We start from the raw sequence: 20817 nt of genomic DNA, 5'->3' as shown, positions 1-20817 counted from the left end.
CTTTGATTATACTCTAAGGTGCTTACGAATGGTAAAGAAACTTCCTACAAATCCGATGCCCACGCCCAGCACAATACCGATCGGAAGCAGCGTCCGGTAAATCGTAACCACCGGCAGGAAATCAATGATATTATTCAAAAGGCTGAATCTTGTCATCACATAAGCCACTGCCTTGTCATACATAAAATACAATAGCGCCAGCGGAATCAGCGCTCCGACCACACCGATCAGAAGACCCTCTATCACAAAGGGCGCCCGGACAAAACTGTCCTTTGCTCCGATATATTTCATGATCGCGATCTCTTCCCGGCGCACCGTAATACCCATGGTGACCGTGTTGCTGATCAGGAATACCGATACAGCCAGCAGGATTGCGATGATCGCGATGGACACATATCCCACCAGGCGGTTCACGCTGGTCAGTGTTTTTGCCACCACATCCGAACGGTTAACTTTCCGCACTCCGTCCAGGCTTTCCGCAAACTTTACTACATCTGACTGTTTGGAAACATCCGCCATATAAACTTCATAGTTATCTGAATTGGCCAGCGGATTGTCGGTCTGAAACCCTTCCGCAAGCTCTGCGTTATCTCCAAAATACTCTTCCTGGAACTGATCCCAGGCTTCTTCGGCGCTGACATAATTCACTTCCAGCACACCGTCCGCCTGTTCCAGCTCTTCTCCGATTTCTTCTTTCTGCTCTTCTGTGGCATCCTCTTCAAAAAGGACTGTGATCGCCACCCCTTCTTCTGCCTTTTCCACAATGTAATTAAAATTGACTACAATGGAATAAAACAGGCCGAAGAGAAAAATACACGCCGCCATCGTCGCGATGGAAGCAATGGAGAACAACTTATTTCTTCCGATGTTCTTTACCCCTTGTTTCATCGAATACCCAACTGTACTAATTCTCATTATTATACCCACCTTTTTTCTCGTCGTTTACAATAACTCCCTTTTTCATTGTAACAACGCGCTTTTGCATTTCGTTTACGATCTCCTGGTTATGTGTAACGACCAGAACCGTCGTTCCACGGTTATTGGCTTCCTCCAAAAGTTTCATGATTTCCCATGAGTTTGTCGGATCCAGGTTACCGGTCGGCTCGTCAGCCAGCAGGATCGCAGGCTCATTTACAATGGCTCTGGCGATAGCAACTCTCTGCTGTTCTCCCCCTGACAGCTCTTTTGGAAATGACTTGTATTTCTGTGCAAGGCCTACAAGAGAAAGCGCCGCAGGCACTTTTTTCTTAATGACCCTGGATGGTTTTTCTGTAACTCTCTGTGCAAAGGCAATATTTTCATAGATATTCCGGTCTTTCAGAAGACGGAAATCCTGAAATACCACACCGATGCCTCTGCGGTACATCGGGATCTTGCGATGCTTTAATCTGCTAAGATCCTGACCATTCACAATAATCTTTCCTGACGTAGGCTCCAGTTCTTTTAAGATCAGACGGATCAGCGTTGATTTTCCGGATCCACTGTCTCCTACGATGAATACAAATTCTCCCTGTTCGACCTTCAGATTGACGCCGTTCAGGGCTGCAACCCCTTTTGAGTACTCTTTCGTTACTTCTTTTAATTCAATCATACTTTCCTCCTGGTTATCAATACTCCATCGACTCCATGTACTTCATGTACTTCACGACCATCAGAGCGATCTTAAATGTAATCGCATCTTCGAACACACGAAGATCAAGCCCCGTACTTTTCTGGAGCTTGTCCAAACGATACACAAGCGTGTTTCTGTGAATGTACAGTTGTCTCGATGTTTCTGACACGTTCAGATTATTCTCGAAGAATTTATTGATCGTAGTCAATGTCTCTTCATCGAAATCATCTGGTGATTTTCCCTCGAAAATCTCGCGTATAAACATCTTACAGAGCGGGATCGGAAGCTGATAGATCAGCCGGCCGATTCCCAAAGCACTAAAGGCAATGACATTTTTCTCCCCCGCAAAGATCTTGCCTACGTCCAACGCCAGTTTCGCTTCTTTGTATGACTTGGAGACTTCTTTTATATCGCCTACAATGGTGCCGTAAGCGATCAGAACCTCTTCTCCTTCTTCCTCTTTCAACATGGAATACAGATTCTGCGCCGTCTTTTCAATCTCCGGATAACCGTCTGACGGCTCCAGTTCTTTTACGACGATAATATTCTTTTCATCCACCGCAGTCACGAAATCTCTGGATCTTCCGCCCAGCATACCTCTGACATTTTCTAATGTATTGCTGTCTTTTTCGTGCTTTGTCTCAATAATAAAGATAACACGTCTGACTTCTGTGTCAATATGTAATTTTTTGGCACGGTTATAAATGTCCACTAAAAGCAGGTTGTCCAGCAGAAGATTTTTGATAAAATTATCTTTGTCAAATCTCTCTTTATAAGCGATCAGGAGATTCTGAATCTGAAAGGCGGCAATCTTTCCCACCATATATACATCGTCACTTTCTCCCTTTGCCATCAGGACATACTCCAGCTGATGTTCATCAAAGATTTTAAAGAACTGACATCCCTGTACCACCTGGCTTTCTGCCGGAGATTCTACAAAAGATACGACTTCTTTTTCATAGTCCGCCTGCTCCGTGAATGTGCCGGCAAGTGCCTTTCCGTCCGTGTCCATCACGCAGAAATCAATCCGTGTGATCCCTTTCAATCCTTCAATTGTGTTTTGAAGTATTTGATTAGATATCATATGTCATCTCCTCCACCAGTTTCAATATACATTTTTCACAACAAAGTTAAAAAAGATGTAGTAAAAATGTATATTACAGCCTTTATCTTAATATATTTCACCAAAAAAATAAAGAGGAAATCACAAAATTTTGTTAATTTCCTCATCATTATTTTTGTTTCCTTTTTTCAATCTCTCTTTTAAAAATATATTTCATCAAAAAACGTCCCACTCTGTCAGAAAACACACCGTTTTGCAGATCCGGAAGCGTTCTTTTCCCAAGCCCCAGAAAGATCCTCACATCCAGAAGATTCCGGTTCCGAATGATAAATTCTTCCTGCAGCGGCGCAGACAGTGCTGCGATCACACAGTCTACTTCTCCGCCGTTCATGGCGTTGACCAGCATATCGTCCGCCCGGTTTCTTGCGGACACCTTTGCCAGCCCTACTACCTGAACGCCTTCATAATTTTTCTGAAGATAATCAAAAAAGCGCTGTCCTTCTTCTTCGGATTCTACCAGAAGGTACACCCTTTTATGATTTTTATGCAGATACCGCAGGAAAAGCTTGAGAAACATCTGCTCTTTTGTTTCCCGCAGGTTTTTCCCATCTGTAATATCCGCCGCTTCCAAAAGAGTCTTGTCCGCAGGCATCACCAGATCGAAGGACCCCACCTCTTCCTTAATCTCAGGTCTTTCGTCCATCTGCATCAGGCTGTCCACTGTAAGCATCTCTACTGTGCTGACCGGTACGGAATCCATATATTCAATTGTTCGCCGCAGCGCTTCTTTGGCAGTGCAGTTGTCAATATCAATGCCTAAAACATTAATTTTCTGCTCCATCCCGTCACCCACTTACATATGTTTTCCAGTTTTTCGATTATAGCAAATGGGTATTTCCTTTTCAACCATTATCACGAAATGTTCATACTTCTTAATATTCGTAATATTTTTGTTAATTTTTCTCTTCCCGTCTGCGGCGCCTGGCCACCAGTCCTCCGATCCGCCCGGTCTCTTTGGACGACAAAGACTTCCAGCCCTGTTCCATTACCCGATCCAGCAGCCCCAGTTCTCCTGCGATCTCATACTTTAAACGATCCTCTTCCTCCAGTTCCTGCCAGCGGACCGGACGGTTTTCTTTTTCAGCCATTCGCATCTGCCCCTTTCATTTTTTACTAAGTATGGGCAAATGCTGTTATTTTTATACGCCCCCGGCGTCCCAGGTATTTTGAAGTCTCTCGTCAAAAATTATTTTCGCAGATCCGGTCCCGCAGTCAACAGAAATACTCCGGGCCGCTTTGTTGTCGATCTCTTTCCCTGTGCCAACACCGGAATACCTGCTTCCGCCGATCTCTACTTCCCCGACTCCCACATTCAGCGCATAATTGTAATCCTCTTCTGCCCCTGCCAGAGTAAACTCAAGGGATCCTACGCCAACTTCTATTTCTGCTGCTTCCGAAAAGCATCCGGATCCGGTCACACTGCCTACTCCGCAGGCAATATCGGCTTCCTTTGCCCGCACATTTTCCAGGACCGCCTCTGCCGCTCCGGTATCCACAGACAGTTCCTGCGCCTGGAGATCTTCTATATAAAGGGTTCCCGCCTTCAGCTCTACCGTTGCCTGATCCAGCATCCTCTCCCTGGGAATATAGATCAGGATCAGACCTTCGCCGTCATCATTGATTCCCCAGACATGTTCGTCCGTATCAATCTTCAGCTCTTCTCCTTCCTGACGGATTTCCAGATTCAGCCTTCTGCTGATTTCTTTTGTTTCCACAGATACATCTGTCCCCTCTCCGGGCAGGATTTTCACCGTCCCCGCATACACGTCTGCATCGATCCTGGTTATTCCTTCATAAGTTTTCTCCATATCGTCTTCCAGGCCTGCTTCAAATTTCAGAAGTCCGTGAAATCCGACGCCTTCTCCTGCCCGGATACGGATCTGATCCATGGTTACACCCAGCACCAATGACACAATACACAGTACAACCCCAAGAGACGCCAGCGCCCCGCACACGATCCAGAATATCTTCCATCCTCTTTTCACGACCGGTTCACCGCCTTTCTTTCAAATGGTTTGCGGCAGAGCCACATCAGCCCTCTTAAAATGGCCGGGATTGCCACCGCGCATAATTTAACTGCTCCCACCAAAGCGATCACGCCAAGAACAGAGAGGATCAGACCGCTGCCGATCAGCGCAAGACCGACGGCCACCTCAGGCACCAGGCAAAAGATCCCGGAAACGATCAGAGCGATCCCTGCAATCAGTATAGAAGCCGCGGTTGCAACCAGCGCCAGAAACAGACCGAAAATTCCAAAAAGGATGCCGATCACTCCGCAAAGTATCCCAAACGCCACCGGAAGAATAACCGGAAGCGCACATAAGATCACTACTGCAATAAGTATGATCTTCCAGGTCCGTCCGGAGCCGGAAGCCGGATGCAGCCGTTCCCGGGGCGGCTGCCCGCCACTCTGATATGTCTGGTCTCCCTTTCGGTCATCGCCGTCCTCTGTCAGATTGGCCTTGATTTTTTCCGCCACTTTTGCCGGACTTTCCAGCTCCTCGATCACCTGCTGCTCCAGTTCCTCTCCGGCGTCATCGAAATAGTCGTTATAGTACTGCATTGCGTCTCTTCTGTCCTCTGCCGGAATATCCTGCAAAAGCGACGCCAGCTCTGTCATAAATTCCATCCGGTTCATTTATGCCGCACCTCCCTCAAATAGCTCGCTGATTTTTTTTGAATAGAGCTTCCATTCCTCATGGTAGAGCTGTAATTGTGCCATTCCTTTTGGCGTTACCCGATAATATCGCCGGTTTCTCCCGTCAAACTGACGGTCGTAGACTTCCAGACACTCATCCTTTTGAAGTCTTCGCAGGACCGGATACAGGGTGGACTCTGACACATCCAGTACTTTTCTGACATCCAGAGTAATTTTGTACCCGTAAGTCCCTTCCTTTTCCCGGGATACTACAGCCAGTACGATGGCATCCAGAAGCGCCGCTCCGGTGTTAAATACCATACCCTTTCACTCCCTTGCTGTTTTCTCCATATTATTTTTTAATTAATATTATTTAATTGACTATATTATATGATGTATAATATAGTTTGTCAACAAGTATAATAGAAAAAAGGACATCCGTTTCCCGGAACGGATGTCCTTCTTCCTTTCTTCTTTTTGATCATGATAGGGACAATTCCTTTTTCAAAGCAAAGGAATAGATGATCTTTTCTTTTACCTTCTTTCCGGTCAGTTGTTCCAGCGCCCTTGCATAATACTCCAGCTGTGCGTGATATCTTTCTTCCAGTTCCTGCCCTGACGAAACCCTGTCGGTCTTATAGTCCACAACCACCAGTTCCCCGTCTTCCTCAAAATAAGCGTCGATGATCCCCTGTACCAGCAGGATCTCTCCTTCCTGCTCGCCGGGATATATTTCCCTTGCGTCAATTCCAAGCACAAACGGCTGTTCCCGGTACAGGCGCCGTATTTTATCCGCCTCCTGCATCCGCCTGCCACAGGGGCACTGCAAAAATTCCAGGATATCCTCCGGCCGGACCGCTTCCTTCATATCTCCGGACAATTTTCCTTCCTCCTGATATCCCTCCATCGCCGCTTTCACTGTCTCAAGATCGGAAATCCCGGCAAAATCCAGCAGTTCCATAACTCTGTGATAAGCCGTACCCCTGGAGGCACCGGTAAGCACGTCTTCTTTTTGCAGGAATCTGGGGAGAAGCGGCACCACATCCGGCTCTTCATACAGTAATTCGCCCATTTGGAAGGCATCATCCACTGCCTGGTCCTCTCTGACATATGACCGCTTCTTTAATTCCGATACTGTAAACTTCATTTTTTGCTGCCTGCTTGCAGGATAAGGATACTGGTAAGCAAACTGCTCCTCCATCACTCTTTCTATCTCCGGATCTGCTTTAGTGCTTTCGACCCACGCGTCCAGGGCCGTCCTGGTCAGGCGGCTGTCTATTTCCTCTTCTACAGAAGCTTTTACAATCTGCTCCGGAGAAACAACAAAGACCTTAAAAAGTCCCTGGTCATCCGCTGCCGCCGCTGCAGGGAGCACCCAATCCCAATAGGTAACGGCGCCGCTTCTTCTTGCAAAGGTAAGCGGACGGGGGCCCTGTTTTTTCTCTGCTCCCGAAAGAGTCCCGGTCAGGATCAGCTTCTCCTTTGCTCTGGTCATAGCCACATATAAGACCCGAAGCTCTTCGCCCAGACTGTCCAGAACCTCTTCTTTCTGAATCATTTTTTTCACCAGCGTGGGTGCCTTGGTCCGTTCGTTCAGGCGCACCGCATCCAGACCGATGCCCATCCCCGGGTGGAGAGCGATGCTGCTTCTTGCGTCCTGCAGATTGAACCGTTTTCCCATCCCCGCTACAAAAACGACCGGGAATTCCAGTCCTTTACTCTTATGGATTGTCATGATCCGGACCGTATCGGTATCTTCCGCCTCTGTTCCGGCTTCTCCATAGTCCACATGATATTTCTGCAGCTGCTCGATATACCGTACGAAATGAAACAGTCCTTTATAGCTGGCTGACTCAAAAGCCCTTGCCTTCTCCACCAGCATTTCCAGATTCGCCCTTCTTTGCTCCCCGCCCGGCATCGCCTCCATAAATGCTCCAAGCCCGGTCTCTGACAGGATCTGTATAAGTAGTTCATGGATGGGGGTATACGGAACCAGTTCCCGGAATCCGTCCATCTGATCCAGCGTCTTTTTCAGTTTATTTCGGATCTGTTCTTTTGCGTCCTCCCTCTCGCAGTACTGATCTACCGCCTGATAAAAAGGCTTCCCGGGACATGTGAAGGCAATACATGCCAGTTCTTCATCACTCATATCTCCGATAGGCGAGGCGAGCACTCCTGCCAGCGGGATATCCTGCTGCCGGTTGTCCAGCACCCGCAGATAATCCAGCAGGATCCCGATCTCCCGGGTTTTAAAATATCCTTCTTTTGCTACTGTGTGAGCAGGGATTCCTTCTTCATTTAATACTTCTGCATATACATCCGCATATCCCTGGATGCTGCGGGTAAGAATTACGATATCTGAATAACGGACCGGGCGAAGTTCTCCGGTTTCTTTCTCTGTAACCCGGCCGTTTCGTATCAGCTGACGGATCCTCTCTGCGATCAGGCGTCCCTCCAGCTTACGTTCTTCCCCCTTGACATCCTCCTGCCCTGTATCCAGCACCAGAATCTCTGTCTGCATATTGTCGTCTTCCGGAAAAGAAGCGCCCGGATACAGCGCCGCATCCTGATCATAAGCAATTCCTCCAAGATCCGGCGCCATGATCTCCCGAAAAATCTGATTGACGCTTTCTAGAACTTCCGGGCGGCTGCGGAAGTTTTTATGAAGATCGATCCTCTGAGTCTTGCTTTCTCCAAGATCATAAGTATGATATTTCTCCATGAACAGCTCCGGTCTGGACAGACGAAACCGATAAATACTCTGCTTTACATCACCCACCATAAAGATATTGTATCTTCCCTGTGAGACAGAAGAAACACTGGTCAGGATCGTTTCCTGGATCAGGTTGCTGTCCTGATATTCATCGATCATAATCTCCCGGTACTGCTGCTGATATTCCAGCGCTGCAGCAGAGGGCACGAACATTCCATCTTTTTTCTCTGTCAGAATCTTCAGCGCATACTGCTCCATATCTGAAAAATCAATGAGATTCTGATTTTGCTTAGCCTCCTCATATCTGCAGGCAAACAACTCTACAAGTTCGGCCAGCTCCCGCACCGCCGGAAAGCAGACCTTAAGATCTGCCGTCATCTCTTCCATACTCTGATAGAAATACTGCTTTTTCAGGTCCTGCAGAAGCTTTTTTGCCTCCTCCCGAAGCCCTTTTACATAAGAAGCTTTTTCTTTTGAAACCTCTTTTTTCCGGTTGGCCGCAAGCGTGGGAAACGAAAGCTTCTCCATCCTGTTCAACAGATCCCGGTAGGTCTCTGCCTGTTCCAGTTCTTTGGCCTGACGAAGATCCAGAATAATCGCCGCCTCATAAACACCCGGCCCGTCAGCCTCCCCGCAGACCAAAAGAGCCTCCTCCAGAAGCGCTCTTACATCTTTGATATACTGTCTTGTCCGCGCTTTGATCATATCCGCGATCCAGGATTCCTCAAATGCCTGTTCATCCGTCGCTTCATAAGCTTTCACACAGGAGGCAAGCCAGCCTTGGGCGTCCGGATAGCTTCTGGAAAATTCATAAACTTTTAAAATCCATTCGCCCAGTTTACGGTCGCTTCTGGGGCTGCTGTAGGCCGAGATAAAATTCAGAAAACTTTCCGTTCCTTCCCTGTACTTTTCTTCCAGAACCTCTGCCAGCACATCCTGCTGCAGCAGTTTTAATTCTCCTTCTTCCCCTACCCGGAAACCGGGATCCAGATCGATCACATGAAAATGATCCCGGATCACAGAGAGACAAAAGCTGTGGATGGTGCTGATCTGTGCATTGTGGATCAACGTAGCCTGCCGTTTCAGATGTTCATTTTCCGGCATCTCTTCCAGTTTTTTTTCAATCGCGTTACGGATCCTGTCCTTCATCTCCGCTGCCGCTGCTTCTGTAAAGGTAACGATCAGAAGCTGATCCACAGACAACGGCTCCTGATCTTTTGTCAGCATGGTGATGATCCTTTCCACCAGTACTGCTGTTTTTCCGGAACCCGCCGCCGCAGATACCAGAATATTACGATTCCTCAGGCAGATGACCTGTTTTTGTTCCTCTGTCCAGCTGATCCCCATGACCTTTTGCTCCTTTCATTGCAGATATGGCTTCCTCCAGGCTCATCTTATAGATTTCCCGGTATTCATAACCTCCAATCTCTGTATCAAACCCGCAGATATTCCTATATCTGCAGTAATCGCATCCCGTTTCCTGACCTCTCCGGTAAGGACGTATGCCAATCTCCCCATCCAGGATTCTTTCCTGCACCCGCTTCACCTGGCTTACGGCGTGCTCCATCATAACCCCGAACATCTCTTCCGGCACGGCTTTCGATGTTCTGGAAAGGCTCCCGTCCCTGTTATATTTCAAAGGAGCAGCAAGAGACTCCCCTTCTTTGTTCCTGTCCAGATGTCTTAATACCTCGTCTTTACAGTTGATCACTCCATCCGGCTTCAACTCTCTTAACAGTTCTTCTTCCACCTGTTCTGGCTGCAGGCCCTCCTGTTTTTCCACCATCGGGTCTTCAATCCGATAATAAAACACGCCTGCCGGAATCACTTCTTTGCCGGGATGCTTCTTTGCCTCCATTTGAACCGCCGCATCCAGATAAACCATCAGCTGAAGCTGCAGGCCATGATAAAGCGCCGTAATATCAAAGGCTTTCTTGCCGGTTTTATAATCCACTACTTTTACATAGACCTTATCTTCTTCTGTACAGGTATCGATCCGGTCGATCTTCCCGCCCCGGAAACGCATTTCATAGGAGGAAGGCCGGAAATCTCCTGCTTCCAGCTGCCTGGTGACCGCCCATATCGTGCGTTCCAGCATGGTTTTGATCCTCCGGATCAGATACTCATTGCGTGCACTGCTGTACAACACATTGTTTCCGTAATCAGTCACCGCCTCTTCCACGCTTTCATCCATCAGCCGGTTTCTTTCTTCTCCGGTAAGCTGTGTCCAGTCTTTTTGCTCCTTTTCCGTTTTTGCCGAAAAGTATTCCAGCGCTTTGTGGCAGATGTTTCCCAGGTCTACTGCCTGAAATTCATACGTTTCCCTTTCTCTAAGTTTTAATCCATAGGTCAGAAAATGGGCGAACGCGCAGGCGGAAAATCCTTCGATCCTGGTAATACTGGCTTCAAAATCTTCTCCGTACAGCCGTTTTGCCGTCTCTTTTGTCAGCGGATCCGATGGTCTCTGATAGGATCCTGCTTTCATAAGCCTCTCCACTTCCCCGGCATACTTCGGATCTTGCCGGTACCGGCGGTAAAGCTCCATCCACACTTTGTCCGGAGCCTCCATAGCCCCGGGAATCCCCTTTGCCCACTCTGCAAATCCCAGAGCGCCGGTCCATTCCCGGTCGAAAAAACCTGCCTCCTCTACCTTGCCAACCTGCAGATCCGGATAAAGTTTCCGGATCTCCTGGATCAGATAAGAGGGTCGCATCGTCTTTCCGTCCGGAGACAGACGGCTGTAAAAAATCTCCAGCCTGCGGGAAGGCTTGGTCAGGTTCAGATACAGATAAAATTTCTGCTCATAAGCCTTTTCCTTCCCTCCTGGAGACAAAAGAACTCTGGCGCCCGCAAACCGCTCTCTGTCCCGCTCGGACAAAAGACCCGTTCTTAACAGATTACCCGGCAGATAAGCGTCGCTGGCTCCCACAAACAAAAGTGCCTTCATATCTTTTAGCCTGGTTCTTTGCATATCGCCGGCCACCACCTGATCCGGACTGGGCGGGATCACCCCAACCCGGGCTTCCTCAAGGCCCGCGTCCAGAAGCCTGGCATATTCCTTCAGACTGACTTCCTCATCCCCCAACAGTTCCGTCAGTTTATCAAACAGTTCAATCACGATTCGGTAAACCTGTGCATACTCTTTGGCCAGCGCCAGCCGGCCTGACGCCTGGAACTCTTCTTCTCTTCGTTTTAATTTCCTCTGAAGATCCTCCCGAACCATAAATTCATAAATCGCCATGGTAATATCCCGGACCGTTTTCTTCCGCTGCTTTAATACATAAAGCAGACCATCTACTTTTTCCACCAGCTGGACCCGGCAATGATTAAACTTTTCAAGATCTTCTTCTGTGGTAAATTTCATCCGGCGGATCCAGCGTTCCTGCCACTTCTTATATCCCTTAATCCCAAGACCGGTTACATAATTTTCCAGCGCGTCTGTTTCTTCCATAGAAAAACCGGATAAATTAGTACGAAGGAAACGAAAAACACTGTCTGCAGTAAAGTTCTGTTCTGCCATAAAAAGAAGGCTTCGCAGATATTCTATAAACGGATTCAACAAGATGCTTTTCTTCTGATCCATAAAAAAGGGAATCTCATAGCGCTGGAACGCCTGCTTTAATTCTTCTGCATAGACATTCATGTCACTGACGATCACACCGATTTCCCGATAGCGGTATCGTTCTTTCCTTACCAGTGCGCGGATCCTTCCCGCTGCAGCCATAGCTTCTTCCCTGGGATTTGCTGCCGCAAAGACCTGCACGCCTTCCGGTTGTCCTGGAAAGGTTTCTGTCTGATAGCGGAACAGATTTCGTTCCAGAAATTTAAGAGACGGACTGTTTTCAAAGCGTTTCGGAACTTCCCCGAAAAGGCGCACCGGTTCCCCGATCTCTGTCTTTGCTTCTTCCGCCAGCTTCAAAAGACCCGAAGCCATCTGTTTACTTAGAGCGAATAACTGATACGGATGGCGGTAAGTAAAGGGATCTTCTCTCTCATCCACGGTCACAGTGACACAGACCTTCCGACAATACCGCAAAAGTTCCAGAAGCAGCCGGTTCTGCACCGGCGTAAACCCGGTAAAACCATCCAGAACCACAACACTGTTTTTTAACATCTCTGACTTCTTTACTTCTCTTCTTAACACATCCAGAAGCTCTTCCTTCGTGATATACCGATCCTCCAGATATTTGGTAAAACCACGATACAAGATCTTAAGATCCTGCAATTTATAATACAGTCTGGAATCTTTCCCTGACGCCTCCATGACTTTCCGGATTTCTTCTTCTCCGATGTCATACTGGGCAAATTCCGAAAGGACTGACTTTATCTCGCTGATATAACCCTGTTTTCGTATATTTCCTTTCAGCACCTTCAACTGATCCTCATAATCAGCGGCGATCTTCCGCAGGATCAGATTTTTCCCCTCGTCATCCAGCACCGGCAGACTGCCTCCTCCGGTCTCTTCAAACACGCGATACGCAAGCCTTGCAAAGCTTAGCACATCAATATTCATGATCCCACGCCTCGGGTGCATGCTGACCAGATCCTTCTGCGTCTGCATGGTAAACTGCTCCGGCACCAGGACAATAAAATTCTGTTCCGGATGCTCCATTGATTCCCGGATCACAGACTGATACAAAGTATAAGATTTTCCCGATCCCGACGGGCCAAAAATAAACTGAAGCGCCATAATTCCTCCCTGTTTGCATCCAAGACTTACTCTTCTTGCTTTTGAAGCATTTAACAGCTTTATTTTAACACGGGCAGCCGGATAGTACAACGAAGAGTGTAAAGCCACGCCTGTACGCCGGTTTGCCGCCATACCAAAAAGGGACATGCTTGTTGCATGTCCCCGTCAGATCTCATTGTATCATCTTATGCATTTCTCAGTTTCTCTGTGAATTCATTGCTCAGCGTCAGTTTTGCTACATAAAATACATCGCCGGTCATAAATACACTCCAGTCATCCTCAATCTCCACCTGCAGGTCTCCGCCCGGCATGTGCACGATCACCTTACTGCCTGTCATACCGAGTTTATAGGCAACGCCGGCCGCCGCACAGGCTCCTGTACCGGAAGCCAGGGTATAGCCGGCTCCGCGCTCGTAAATCTCGATAGCCACATGCTCTTTGTCAATCACCTTCATAATCTGCGTGTTGATCCGGTTCGGAAAATATCTTGCGATTTCAGCATAATCACCGATCTTGCACACCAGCGGTTTGGAAATCTCCCGCATCGGGATCACACAATGCGGATTTCCGATAGAAACACAGGTTACCGGATACAGCGTTCTGCCAAAAACCATATCCTCATTGATTACTTCCCTGCGCTCGCCGGTTACCGGGATATCATCACTCCAGAACGACAGTTTCCCCATGGAAACACGCAGACGGCTTCCGTCCTCATTCAGAAAGGTCACATCCACCGGGCCGTTTCCCGTATATAACGTAAAATGCTTCTTCTGTATATAACTTGCGTCCTTCAGATACTTCGCAAAAATCCGCACACCATTTCCACTGGTCTCCGACTCACTGCCGTCCGGGTTCCACACCTTCACATACATACCGTCCTCCCGGAGCACCGGGCCCTCCAGCACACCGTCCGATCCAAGACCCGCATTCCGGTCGCAGATCAGCTTCACATTCTCCGGCGTCAGCTCCAGCTCATTCTTGTTCGGATCAAACACCACATAATCATTTCCCAGCCCATGATACCTCTGTAAAACAACCTTCATAACATAACCTCCGAAATCATAAGATTACCACACTATATTCTTATCATATCAGGCATTATTTCCCAATACAACACAAATCCTGTTATATATATTGCAAATCCTGCTCTTTCATGATACATTTGGGACGTAGTCCTTTTGCAAAGGACTACGTCCCAAATTGCATTTTACCCTGTACCTAATTGCATTTTACCCTGTACCCAAATGGAGTTTTTATGGAAATGTATACAAAAAAAGGCTACCTCAACAGCGAATTCCGGCTTTTTCATCTGACCGACCGGGAAACGCATGAGATTGCCTATCACTATCATGATTTTGATAAGATTACGATTTTTATCAAGGGAAATGTCAGCTATATGATCGAGGGAAAGTCTTATGCACTGAAGCCTTATGATATTGTGCTTGTGCGGCATGGAGATATTCATCGGCTTTCGGTGGATAATTCTGTGCTTTATGAACGGATCATCGTTTATATTTCTCCAAATTTTATAGATGCCTACCATACGGATTCTTATGACTTAAGTTTTTGTTTTCGGAAGGCCGAGCTGGAGCATTCCAATGTACTGCGTATTTCTTCTCTGGAGAAAAGTTCTCTTTTCCGCTCGATCATGCGTCTGGAACATTCTTTTTCGGATGACGGCTATGCTTCGGAGCTGTACCGTCAGGTCCTTTTCCTGGAGTTTATGATCCACTTAAACCGGGCCGCAAGGAAAAACCGGCTGGAATTTATTGATACGCAAAAGTGTAATCTGAAGATCCAGGAAATTCTGCAGTATATCAATAATCACCTGTCTGAAGATCTGACCATTGACGGGCTGTCAGGCCGTTTTTTTATCAGCAAATATTATATGATGCGGCTCTTTAAGCAGGAAACCGGTTACACGCTGGGGCAATACATCACGCAGAAGCGGCTTTTGCTTGCCAGGGAACTGATCCTGTCCGGCGTCCCCAGCACGCAGGTCTGTTTTGACTGCGGATTCCGGGATTACTCTACGTTTTCCCGTTCCTACAAAAAATTATTTCAGGAATCCCCACGGGAGACCCTTGCGCTTTCATAATCTGTTATCCGGCAGAATTCGTCTGAACGGATTTGCCGGACGCGTCTCCTTTCACTTTCGCGTAAATCTCTGCCGGTACAAATGCCTGCACAAAAATCCCGTCCTCCCGGTATTCCTCAGTGTTTATTTCTCCGTATTTTCGGATCAGCTGAATCTTTGGGACCTCATGATAAGAATACAGATCTTCAATATAAATCTTCTGCTGGCGAAGCACTGTCTCAATAGCAACCAGCAGTTCATCCAGGCCATCTCCGCTCTTTGCCGAGATCCGTACCGTGTGGTCTGCGCGGAAATCTCTGGCCATCTGATCAAATCCTGCCTTGTCTTTCTTATTAAAAACCGTGATTACCGGCTTATCTGTGATCTCCAGGTTATGAAGCGTCTCATAAACCGTATACATCTGTTCATCCATCTGCGGACTGGACGCGTCCACCACATGCAGGATCAGATCTGCATACTTTGCCTCCTCCAGTGTACTGCGAAATGCATCGATCAGATGATGGGGCAGTTTCCGGATGAATCCCACCGTATCTGTCAGAAGGATCTTCTGTCCACTGGGAAGCTTTCTCTCCCGGGTTGTCGGATCCAGGGTCGCAAAAAGCTGATCTTCCGCCAGGATCCCAGCGCCGGTTAGGGTATTTAAAAGTGTAGATTTCCCTGCGTTTGTATATCCCACAATGGCCGCCACCGGAATGCGGCTTTTGCTTCTCTGTTCTCTCGTAACCTCACGATGTCGTTTGACTGCCGCCAGTTCCCGGTTCAGCTGAGCGATCCTGCTCTTGATGAGTCGCCGGTCCATTTCCAGTTTCTTTTCCCCGGGCCCTCTGGTGCCGATCCCCCCGCCAAGCCTTGACATGGCCGTTCCAAATCCGGCCAGCCTGGTCTGCCGGTATTTCAGCTGTGCCAGCTCCACCTGGATCTTCCCTTCGCTGGTAGAAGCTCTGCCTGCAAAAATATCCAGGATCAGAAGGGTCCGGTCCATAACCTTAGCGTCCAGCTCATCCTGCAGGTTTTTCATTTGCACAGGCGAAAGTTCATCATCACAGATCACACCGGTCGCCTGCGTTTCCCACAGAAGATCCCTGATCTCTTCCAGCTTTCCTTTTCCCACATAGGTTGCTGGATGAATCTGTTCCCGGCTCTGGATCACACAACCTTCCGTTACAGCGCCGGCCGTCCCGGCAAGCTCCTTTAATTCCTCAAGGGATCGTCTGGCTTCCTCCTGATCTCCCAGGCTCACCCCCACCAGAATGACCCGTTCCTGTTCTTCTGCCAATTCAATCATACAGTTCTTCATCCTACTCTAATTCTCTGGTCTCAAGAAATGTCAGTTCCTTGCGGGCGTTTTCATCGTCCGGGTATTCTTCCAGATACTCTTCAAGCTTCTGCACAGCGCTCTGCCAGTCCTCCATCTGCTCATAGGCTGCTATCACATTATACTTCATCTCCTGCACCAGTTCTTCGCTATTTCCTTCCCTGGTAAGACCCAAATTAAAATAATTCAGCGCCGAGGAAGGTTCTTCCAAGCGCAGCGCACAGCAGCCAATAAAATTATAAAGAGTACCGGTCTTCTGGGCCCCATTTTCCAGCGCGCTCTTAAACGCTTTTTTCGCGCCCTCATAATCCTTTAATTCCCATCTGGCAATCCCCAGTCCCCGATAAGCTTCGCCGGGATGATTTCCCTTTTCGGCCGCCGCCTGAAACTCTTCTTCCGCCTGCTCATATTCCCCTGCTTCCAGATATTCCAGCCCCTTTTCCGGAGAACCGGAACAGCCGGCAAGGGAAAGTGCCAGCGCAAGCGCCGGTATCACTGCTTTTATTTTCATGATCCAATCTCCTAACTTCTGTCACACCGACAGACTATACCTGATACTTGACCACCCACACAGCATTTAAGATGACCACAAACATAACGCCAACCTCCGCCAGAATGGCCTCCCACATTCCAAACCATCCCACTGCCGCAAGGATCAGGATCAGAACCTTTACCACCATGGCAAACGTAATATTCTGGCTGACTACCCGCAGCGTCTCCTTGGCGATCTTGATCGCGTCAACAATTCTGGACAGTTCGTCATCCATCAGGATCACATCCGCAGCCTCCACAGCCGCCGCCGATCCAAGCGCGCCCATGGCAATCCCCACGTCCGCCCTTGCCAGCACCGGCGCATCATTGATCCCATCCCCTACACAGACCAGTTTTTCACTGCCGTCCTGCAGACTCATAAAATCCTGGAGCTGTTCCAGTTTATCTTCCGGCATCAGGTTGGTATAAGCATAATCCATTTGCAGCTCCTTTGCAACCTCTTTGCCGGAGCTGGTGGTATCTCCGGTCAGCATAACCAGTACAGCCCTGCATTTTTCCCGCAGATACTGAAGCGTTTCTTTCGCGTCTTCTTTGACCGAATCTGCGATCAATATGTATCCGGCATAATGATCCGCGACAGCCACAAACACCGGCGTACCCGTGCCGGTTACCTCTTCACAGGAAATGTTCTGGCGCTCCATCAGCCGCCGGTTCCCGATATAAACTCTTTTTCCTTCAAACATTGCATTTACGCCGTATCCCGGCATTTCCCGCATCCGGTAGACTTTGTTCTCCCGGATCTCTCCCTGATAAGCCTCTTTCAGGGACTGGGCGATGGGATGATTGGAATGATATTCCACATGAGCCGCGATCCGCAAAAGCTCCTGCTCCGTCATCCCCACCGCTTTGATTTCTTTCACTTTGAAAACGCCCTCCGTCAGCGTTCCGGTCTTATCAAAGATAAACGTATCTGCTTTTGCCAGAGTTTCCAGGTAATTGCCGCCTTTTACCACAACCCCGTGTCTGGCCGCCGAAGCGATCCCTCCCAGAAATGCGATGGGCACTGACATCACAAGCCCTGTCGGGCAGGCAATGATCAGAAAGATCAGCCCGCGATAGATCCAGGTCTCCCAGTTCCCATAGGAAAATGTCAGGGAAGGATAGATCATTACCGCCAGGGCGCAGATCAGCATAGCCGGAACATACGCCCGGGAAAATCTGGAAACAAAACTTTCGCTCTCTGCTTTTTTATTCTGCGCGTCTTCCACCATTTCCATAATCCGGGAAACTGTAGAATCTACATACAGGGCGGTAACCTTTGCTTCGATCTCTCCGCTTAGGTTAATGCAGCCGCCATAGATCTGATCCCCCGGCCAGGCCGCTCTGGGAACCGATTCCCCGGTCAGCGCTTTCGTATCAATGCTTGTGGTTCCTGAAGTCACAACCGCATCTGCAGGAATCCTCTCCCCGGGACGGATCACGATCGTATGTCCCGGCTTTAATAAAGAAGGATCTACTTTAAATTCTCTTCCCCGTACCTTTCTGGTCGCAGACTCCGGCCGGATATTGATCATACTCTCAATCGAACGCCTGGCATTGTCTGTGGTATATGCTTCAAACATCATCCCCAGTTCAAACAGCAGCATCACAAGAACGCCTTCTGCGTATCTGCCCACGCCAAAAGCGCCGATCGTTGCAAGAATGATCAGCGTATACTCTGTCAGAAATTTCTTTTTCAGAAAAGCCTCCTGCAGCTTTTGAAATGCATCAAACCCGATAAGCAGGTAAGCCGCGAAAAACCACACAAAACGCAGCGCATCCGGAAGGATCGCCTGTGTAGTCACTGCGATGGCCAGCAGGTAAAGGATCACGCCTGCTCCATATATTTTTACCCTTCTCTTCAGTTCTCCCGTCATAGTTCCTGTCCTTTTCATAACTGTTATAGATAACCATTATAAATAATTATGCCAAACGGCGATTTTTATTTCAACCGTTTGGCATAAAATGAAAGGAAAATTAATATTTTTGTAATGAATTATTTCACATTTAATCAATCTGCCAGTCAATGGGAGATACTCCATGCGCTTCCAGAAATGCGTTTGTCTGACTAAACGGACGGCTTCCGAAAAATCCCCGGTATGCTGAAAGGGGACTCGGATGAGGCGCTTTTAAGATCAAATGATTCGGATTCGTCAACATGCGTTCTTTTTTTGCCGCCGGGCTTCCCCATAAGATAAAAACAATGGGACGATCCTGCTCGTTCAGCGCCCGGATCGCCGCGTCCGTAAATTCTTCCCATCCGATATTCCGGTGGGAATTGGCCTGGTGGGCCCGGACCGTCAGTACCGTGTTCAGCATCAATACGCCCTGTTTTGCCCACTTGGTCAGACAGCCGTGATCCGGGATCCTGCATCCCAGATCATCATGCAGCTCCTGATAGATGTTGACAAGAGAAGGCGGGATCTGCACTCCTTTTTGTACGGAGAAACAAAGCCCGTGCGCCTGTCCGTAATTGTGATAGGGATCCTGTCCCAGGATCACCGCTTTCACACAGTGGAGCGGGGTCAGATGAAATGCGTTGAATATGTCGTCAGCCGGAGGAAAAATCTGCCGGGTCTGATATTCTCTGTTTACAGTTTCAAATAATTGTTTATAATACGGCTTGCGGAACTCTCCTTTCAGAGCATCCAGCCAGTCATTGGAAATCGCTGCCATATGTACCCCTTCCCACATTCGGTCTACAGACGGACCGGAACATTTTTTTGTCGCAGATACGCTTTTACATCCCGGATCTCAAGTTCCTTGTAATGAAACAAAGAAGCCGCCAGAGCCGCATCCGCCCTGCCCAGTGTCAGAGCCTCGTAAAAATGCTCTTTCGTGCCTGCTCCGCCGCTGGCGATCACAGGAATATTGACCGCCTCTGCGATTGCTCTGGTAAGCGCAAGATCGTAACCTGCCTTGGTGCCGTCACAGTCCATACTGGTGAGAAGGATCTCTCCTGCCCCAAGCTTTTCTGCCGTCATCGCCCATTCCACCGCATCAATCCCCACATCGATCCGGCCGCCATTTTTATAAATATTCCACCCGGTGCCGTCCGGCCGCTGCTTTGCGTCGATCGCCACGACTACGCACTGGCTTCCGAACTTGTCTGCCGCCTCTGAAATAAGGGAAGGCGTATTGATCGCCGATGAATTAATGGAAATCTTATCCGCTCCTTCCCGCAGAAGCGCCCGGAAGTCTTCCACTGTCCGGATCCCGCCGCCTACCGTAAAAGGGATAAACACCGTCTGCGCCACCCTTCGCACCATCTCTGTCACCGTTTTTCTTGCATCCGAAGTTGCCGTAATATCCAGAAACACCAGTTCATCAGCGCCCGCTTTGTCATAAGCCGCCGCGATCTCCACCGGGTCTCCGGCATCTCTTAAATCTACAAAATTCACTCCTTTTACTACCCGTCCGTCATGGACATCCAGGCAGGGAATGATCCGTTTTGTATGCATTCTGTGTCCCCTCCTATGCCTTTGTTTCCACAAAATTTTTCAGGATCTGCAAGCCTGTGCTGCTGCTCTTCTCCGGATGGAACTGGCAGGCAAACACATTCCCCTGCTCCACGGAAGCATGGATCATGGTAGTATACTCTGTCCTGGCTGTTACGATCCTTTCATCCGCTGCTTTCAAATAATAAGAATGTACAAAATATACATAAGGTTCTTCCGGAAGCCCCCGGAATAATCTGCCGTTATGAAGAAGTTCCAGGGAATTCCATCCCATATGAGGGATCTTATATCCTTCTTTTTCCGGCAGCCGCAAAATCTCTCCCTTTAAGATTCCAAGCCCCTCTGTCCCGGGCGCCTCGTCGCTTCGTTCAAATAAAAGCTGAAGCCCCAGGCAGATTCCCAGAAAAGGTGTCCCTCTTTCCGCCACCTGACGGATCACAGGCACCAGGTCGTATCTGTGAAGTTTTTCCATGGCATCGCCAAAAGCACCCACTCCGGGCAGAATAACCTGGTCTGCATTCAGGATCTGGCCGGCGTCTCTGGTGACAGCCACCTCCTGTCCCAGATGGATCAGCGCTTTTTCTACACTTTTTATATTTCCCGCATCGTAATCTATGATCGCTATCAATCCTCTGCTCC

Annotated in this window: 18 protein-coding genes; 1 reads left to right on the top strand and 17 read right to left on the bottom strand. The window is 48.5% G+C overall.

The features are described from left to right. Positions 1–6: 6 nt before the first annotated feature. The 11 genes from ftsX to dapF all read right to left on the bottom strand — a co-directional run bounded on the left by ftsX (position 7) and on the right by dapF (position 13819). Complete coding sequence (gene ftsX, locus ABGT54_RS01865; RefSeq protein WP_346662593.1) at positions 7–915, bottom strand: permease-like cell division protein FtsX; 909 nt, start codon at positions 913–915, stop codon at positions 7–9. Then, on the bottom strand, positions 905–1591 hold the full coding sequence (ftsE, locus tag ABGT54_RS01860; protein ID WP_346662592.1) for a cell division ATP-binding protein FtsE: 687 nt from the start codon (positions 1589–1591) through the stop codon (positions 905–907). The genes ftsX and ftsE overlap by 11 nt, the downstream gene beginning before the upstream one ends. A gap of 16 nt (positions 1592–1607) precedes the next feature. Then, positions 1608–2696 (bottom strand): helix-turn-helix domain-containing protein, encoded by a 1089-nt coding sequence (locus ABGT54_RS01855; protein ID WP_346662591.1) that lies wholly within the window; start codon positions 2694–2696, stop codon positions 1608–1610. Positions 2697–2844: 148 nt separating this feature from the next. After that, entirely contained in the window at positions 2845–3516 is a 672-nt protein-coding gene (locus tag ABGT54_RS01850; protein ID WP_346662590.1) for a WecB/TagA/CpsF family glycosyltransferase, read from the bottom strand. Between the two features lie 112 nt (positions 3517–3628). Next, entirely contained in the window at positions 3629–3823 is a 195-nt protein-coding gene (locus ABGT54_RS01845) for a small, acid-soluble spore protein, alpha/beta type (RefSeq protein ID WP_346662589.1), read from the bottom strand. Positions 3824–3874: 51 nt separating this feature from the next. After that, positions 3875–4720, bottom strand: a complete 846-nt coding sequence (locus tag ABGT54_RS01840; protein WP_346662588.1) for a DUF4097 family beta strand repeat-containing protein — start codon at positions 4718–4720, stop codon at positions 3875–3877. Continuing rightward, positions 4717–5373 (bottom strand): DUF1700 domain-containing protein, encoded by a 657-nt coding sequence (locus ABGT54_RS01835; protein WP_346662587.1) that lies wholly within the window; start codon positions 5371–5373, stop codon positions 4717–4719. Before ABGT54_RS01835 ends, ABGT54_RS01840 begins: the two co-directional genes overlap by 4 nt. Then, on the bottom strand, positions 5374–5694 hold the full coding sequence (locus ABGT54_RS01830; RefSeq protein WP_346662586.1) for a PadR family transcriptional regulator: 321 nt from the start codon (positions 5692–5694) through the stop codon (positions 5374–5376). It lies immediately after the preceding gene. Between the two features lie 160 nt (positions 5695–5854). After that, the gene (gene addA, locus ABGT54_RS01825; protein WP_346662585.1) at positions 5855–9433 is read right to left on the bottom strand and encodes a helicase-exonuclease AddAB subunit AddA; all 3579 of its coding nucleotides are present in this window, start codon (positions 9431–9433) and stop codon (positions 5855–5857) included. Beyond that, positions 9378–12776: a helicase-exonuclease AddAB subunit AddB gene (gene addB / locus ABGT54_RS01820; RefSeq protein WP_346662584.1), complete on the bottom strand. Its 3399-nt coding sequence runs from the start codon at positions 12774–12776 to the stop codon at positions 9378–9380. Before addB ends, addA begins: the two co-directional genes overlap by 56 nt. A 185-nt stretch (positions 12777–12961) precedes the next feature. Then, positions 12962–13819 (bottom strand): diaminopimelate epimerase, encoded by an 858-nt coding sequence (gene dapF, locus ABGT54_RS01815; protein ID WP_346662583.1) that lies wholly within the window; start codon positions 13817–13819, stop codon positions 12962–12964. A 212-nt stretch (positions 13820–14031) separates the two neighbouring features. Here dapF and ABGT54_RS01810 point away from each other — a divergent pair, with 212 nt between their 5' ends. Continuing rightward, positions 14032–14874: an AraC family transcriptional regulator gene (locus ABGT54_RS01810; protein WP_346662582.1), complete on the top strand. Its 843-nt coding sequence runs from the start codon at positions 14032–14034 to the stop codon at positions 14872–14874. Positions 14875–14878: 4 nt separating this feature from the next. Here ABGT54_RS01810 and hflX read toward each other — a convergent pair whose 3' ends face one another. The 6 genes from hflX to hisH all read right to left on the bottom strand — a co-directional run bounded on the left by hflX (position 14879) and on the right by hisH (position 20806). Further along, positions 14879–16159 carry a GTPase HflX gene (hflX, locus tag ABGT54_RS01805; protein WP_346662581.1) on the bottom strand — a complete coding sequence of 427 codons (1281 nt, stop codon included), beginning with the start codon at positions 16157–16159 and terminating at the stop codon, positions 14879–14881. 13 nt (positions 16160–16172) lie between these two features. Further along, on the bottom strand, positions 16173–16700 hold the full coding sequence (locus ABGT54_RS01800) for a tetratricopeptide repeat protein (RefSeq protein WP_346662580.1): 528 nt from the start codon (positions 16698–16700) through the stop codon (positions 16173–16175). 34 nt (positions 16701–16734) lie between these two features. Further along, positions 16735–18597, bottom strand: a complete 1863-nt coding sequence (locus ABGT54_RS01795) for a heavy metal translocating P-type ATPase (protein ID WP_346662579.1) — start codon at positions 18595–18597, stop codon at positions 16735–16737. Between the two features lie 130 nt (positions 18598–18727). Next, positions 18728–19396 carry a uracil-DNA glycosylase gene (locus tag ABGT54_RS01790; RefSeq protein ID WP_346662578.1) on the bottom strand — a complete coding sequence of 223 codons (669 nt, stop codon included), beginning with the start codon at positions 19394–19396 and terminating at the stop codon, positions 18728–18730. Between the two features lie 23 nt (positions 19397–19419). Further along, positions 19420–20181: an imidazole glycerol phosphate synthase subunit HisF gene (gene hisF, locus ABGT54_RS01785; protein WP_346662577.1), complete on the bottom strand. Its 762-nt coding sequence runs from the start codon at positions 20179–20181 to the stop codon at positions 19420–19422. A gap of 13 nt (positions 20182–20194) precedes the next feature. Beyond that, positions 20195–20806, bottom strand: coding sequence for an imidazole glycerol phosphate synthase subunit HisH (hisH, locus tag ABGT54_RS01780; protein WP_346662576.1), 612 nt, complete (start codon positions 20804–20806; stop codon positions 20195–20197). Positions 20807–20817 lie beyond the last annotated feature (11 nt).

The sequence above is a fragment of the uncultured Merdimonas sp. genome (assembly GCF_963929015.1).
In the GTDB taxonomy this organism is placed as follows: Bacteria; Bacillota; Clostridia; order Lachnospirales; family Lachnospiraceae; genus Merdimonas.
The sequence above is the reverse complement of the archived record's forward strand: the minus strand, read 5'-3'. Positions and strand labels throughout refer to the sequence as shown.

Excerpts from the sequence above, each read along its gene's own strand:
- ftsX (WP_346662593.1), bottom strand. The coding sequence starts at position 915 with ATGAGAATTAGTACAGTTGGGTATTCGATGAAACAAGGGGTAAAGAAC.
- ftsE (WP_346662592.1), bottom strand. The coding sequence starts at position 1,591 with ATGATTGAATTAAAAGAAGTAACGAAAGAGTACTCAAAAGGGGTTGCA.
- ABGT54_RS01855 (WP_346662591.1), bottom strand. The coding sequence starts at position 2,696 with ATGATATCTAATCAAATACTTCAAAACACAATTGAAGGATTGAAAGGG.
- ABGT54_RS01850 (WP_346662590.1), bottom strand. The coding sequence starts at position 3,516 with ATGGAGCAGAAAATTAATGTTTTAGGCATTGATATTGACAACTGCACT.
- ABGT54_RS01845 (WP_346662589.1), bottom strand. The coding sequence starts at position 3,823 with ATGGCTGAAAAAGAAAACCGTCCGGTCCGCTGGCAGGAACTGGAGGAA.
- ABGT54_RS01835 (WP_346662587.1), bottom strand. The coding sequence starts at position 5,373 with ATGAACCGGATGGAATTTATGACAGAGCTGGCGTCGCTTTTGCAGGAT.
- ABGT54_RS01830 (WP_346662586.1), bottom strand. The coding sequence starts at position 5,694 with ATGGTATTTAACACCGGAGCGGCGCTTCTGGATGCCATCGTACTGGCT.
- addA (WP_346662585.1), bottom strand. The coding sequence starts at position 9,433 with ATGGGGATCAGCTGGACAGAGGAACAAAAACAGGTCATCTGCCTGAGG.
- addB (WP_346662584.1), bottom strand. The coding sequence starts at position 12,776 with ATGGCGCTTCAGTTTATTTTTGGCCCGTCGGGATCGGGAAAATCTTAT.
- dapF (WP_346662583.1), bottom strand. The coding sequence starts at position 13,819 with ATGAAGGTTGTTTTACAGAGGTATCATGGGCTGGGAAATGATTATGTG.
- ABGT54_RS01810 (WP_346662582.1), top strand. The coding sequence starts at position 14,032 with ATGGAAATGTATACAAAAAAAGGCTACCTCAACAGCGAATTCCGGCTT.
- hflX (WP_346662581.1), bottom strand. The coding sequence starts at position 16,159 with ATGATTGAATTGGCAGAAGAACAGGAACGGGTCATTCTGGTGGGGGTG.
- ABGT54_RS01800 (WP_346662580.1), bottom strand. The coding sequence starts at position 16,700 with ATGAAAATAAAAGCAGTGATACCGGCGCTTGCGCTGGCACTTTCCCTT.
- ABGT54_RS01795 (WP_346662579.1), bottom strand. The coding sequence starts at position 18,597 with ATGACGGGAGAACTGAAGAGAAGGGTAAAAATATATGGAGCAGGCGTG.
- ABGT54_RS01790 (WP_346662578.1), bottom strand. The coding sequence starts at position 19,396 with ATGGCAGCGATTTCCAATGACTGGCTGGATGCTCTGAAAGGAGAGTTC.
- hisF (WP_346662577.1), bottom strand. The coding sequence starts at position 20,181 with ATGCATACAAAACGGATCATTCCCTGCCTGGATGTCCATGACGGACGG.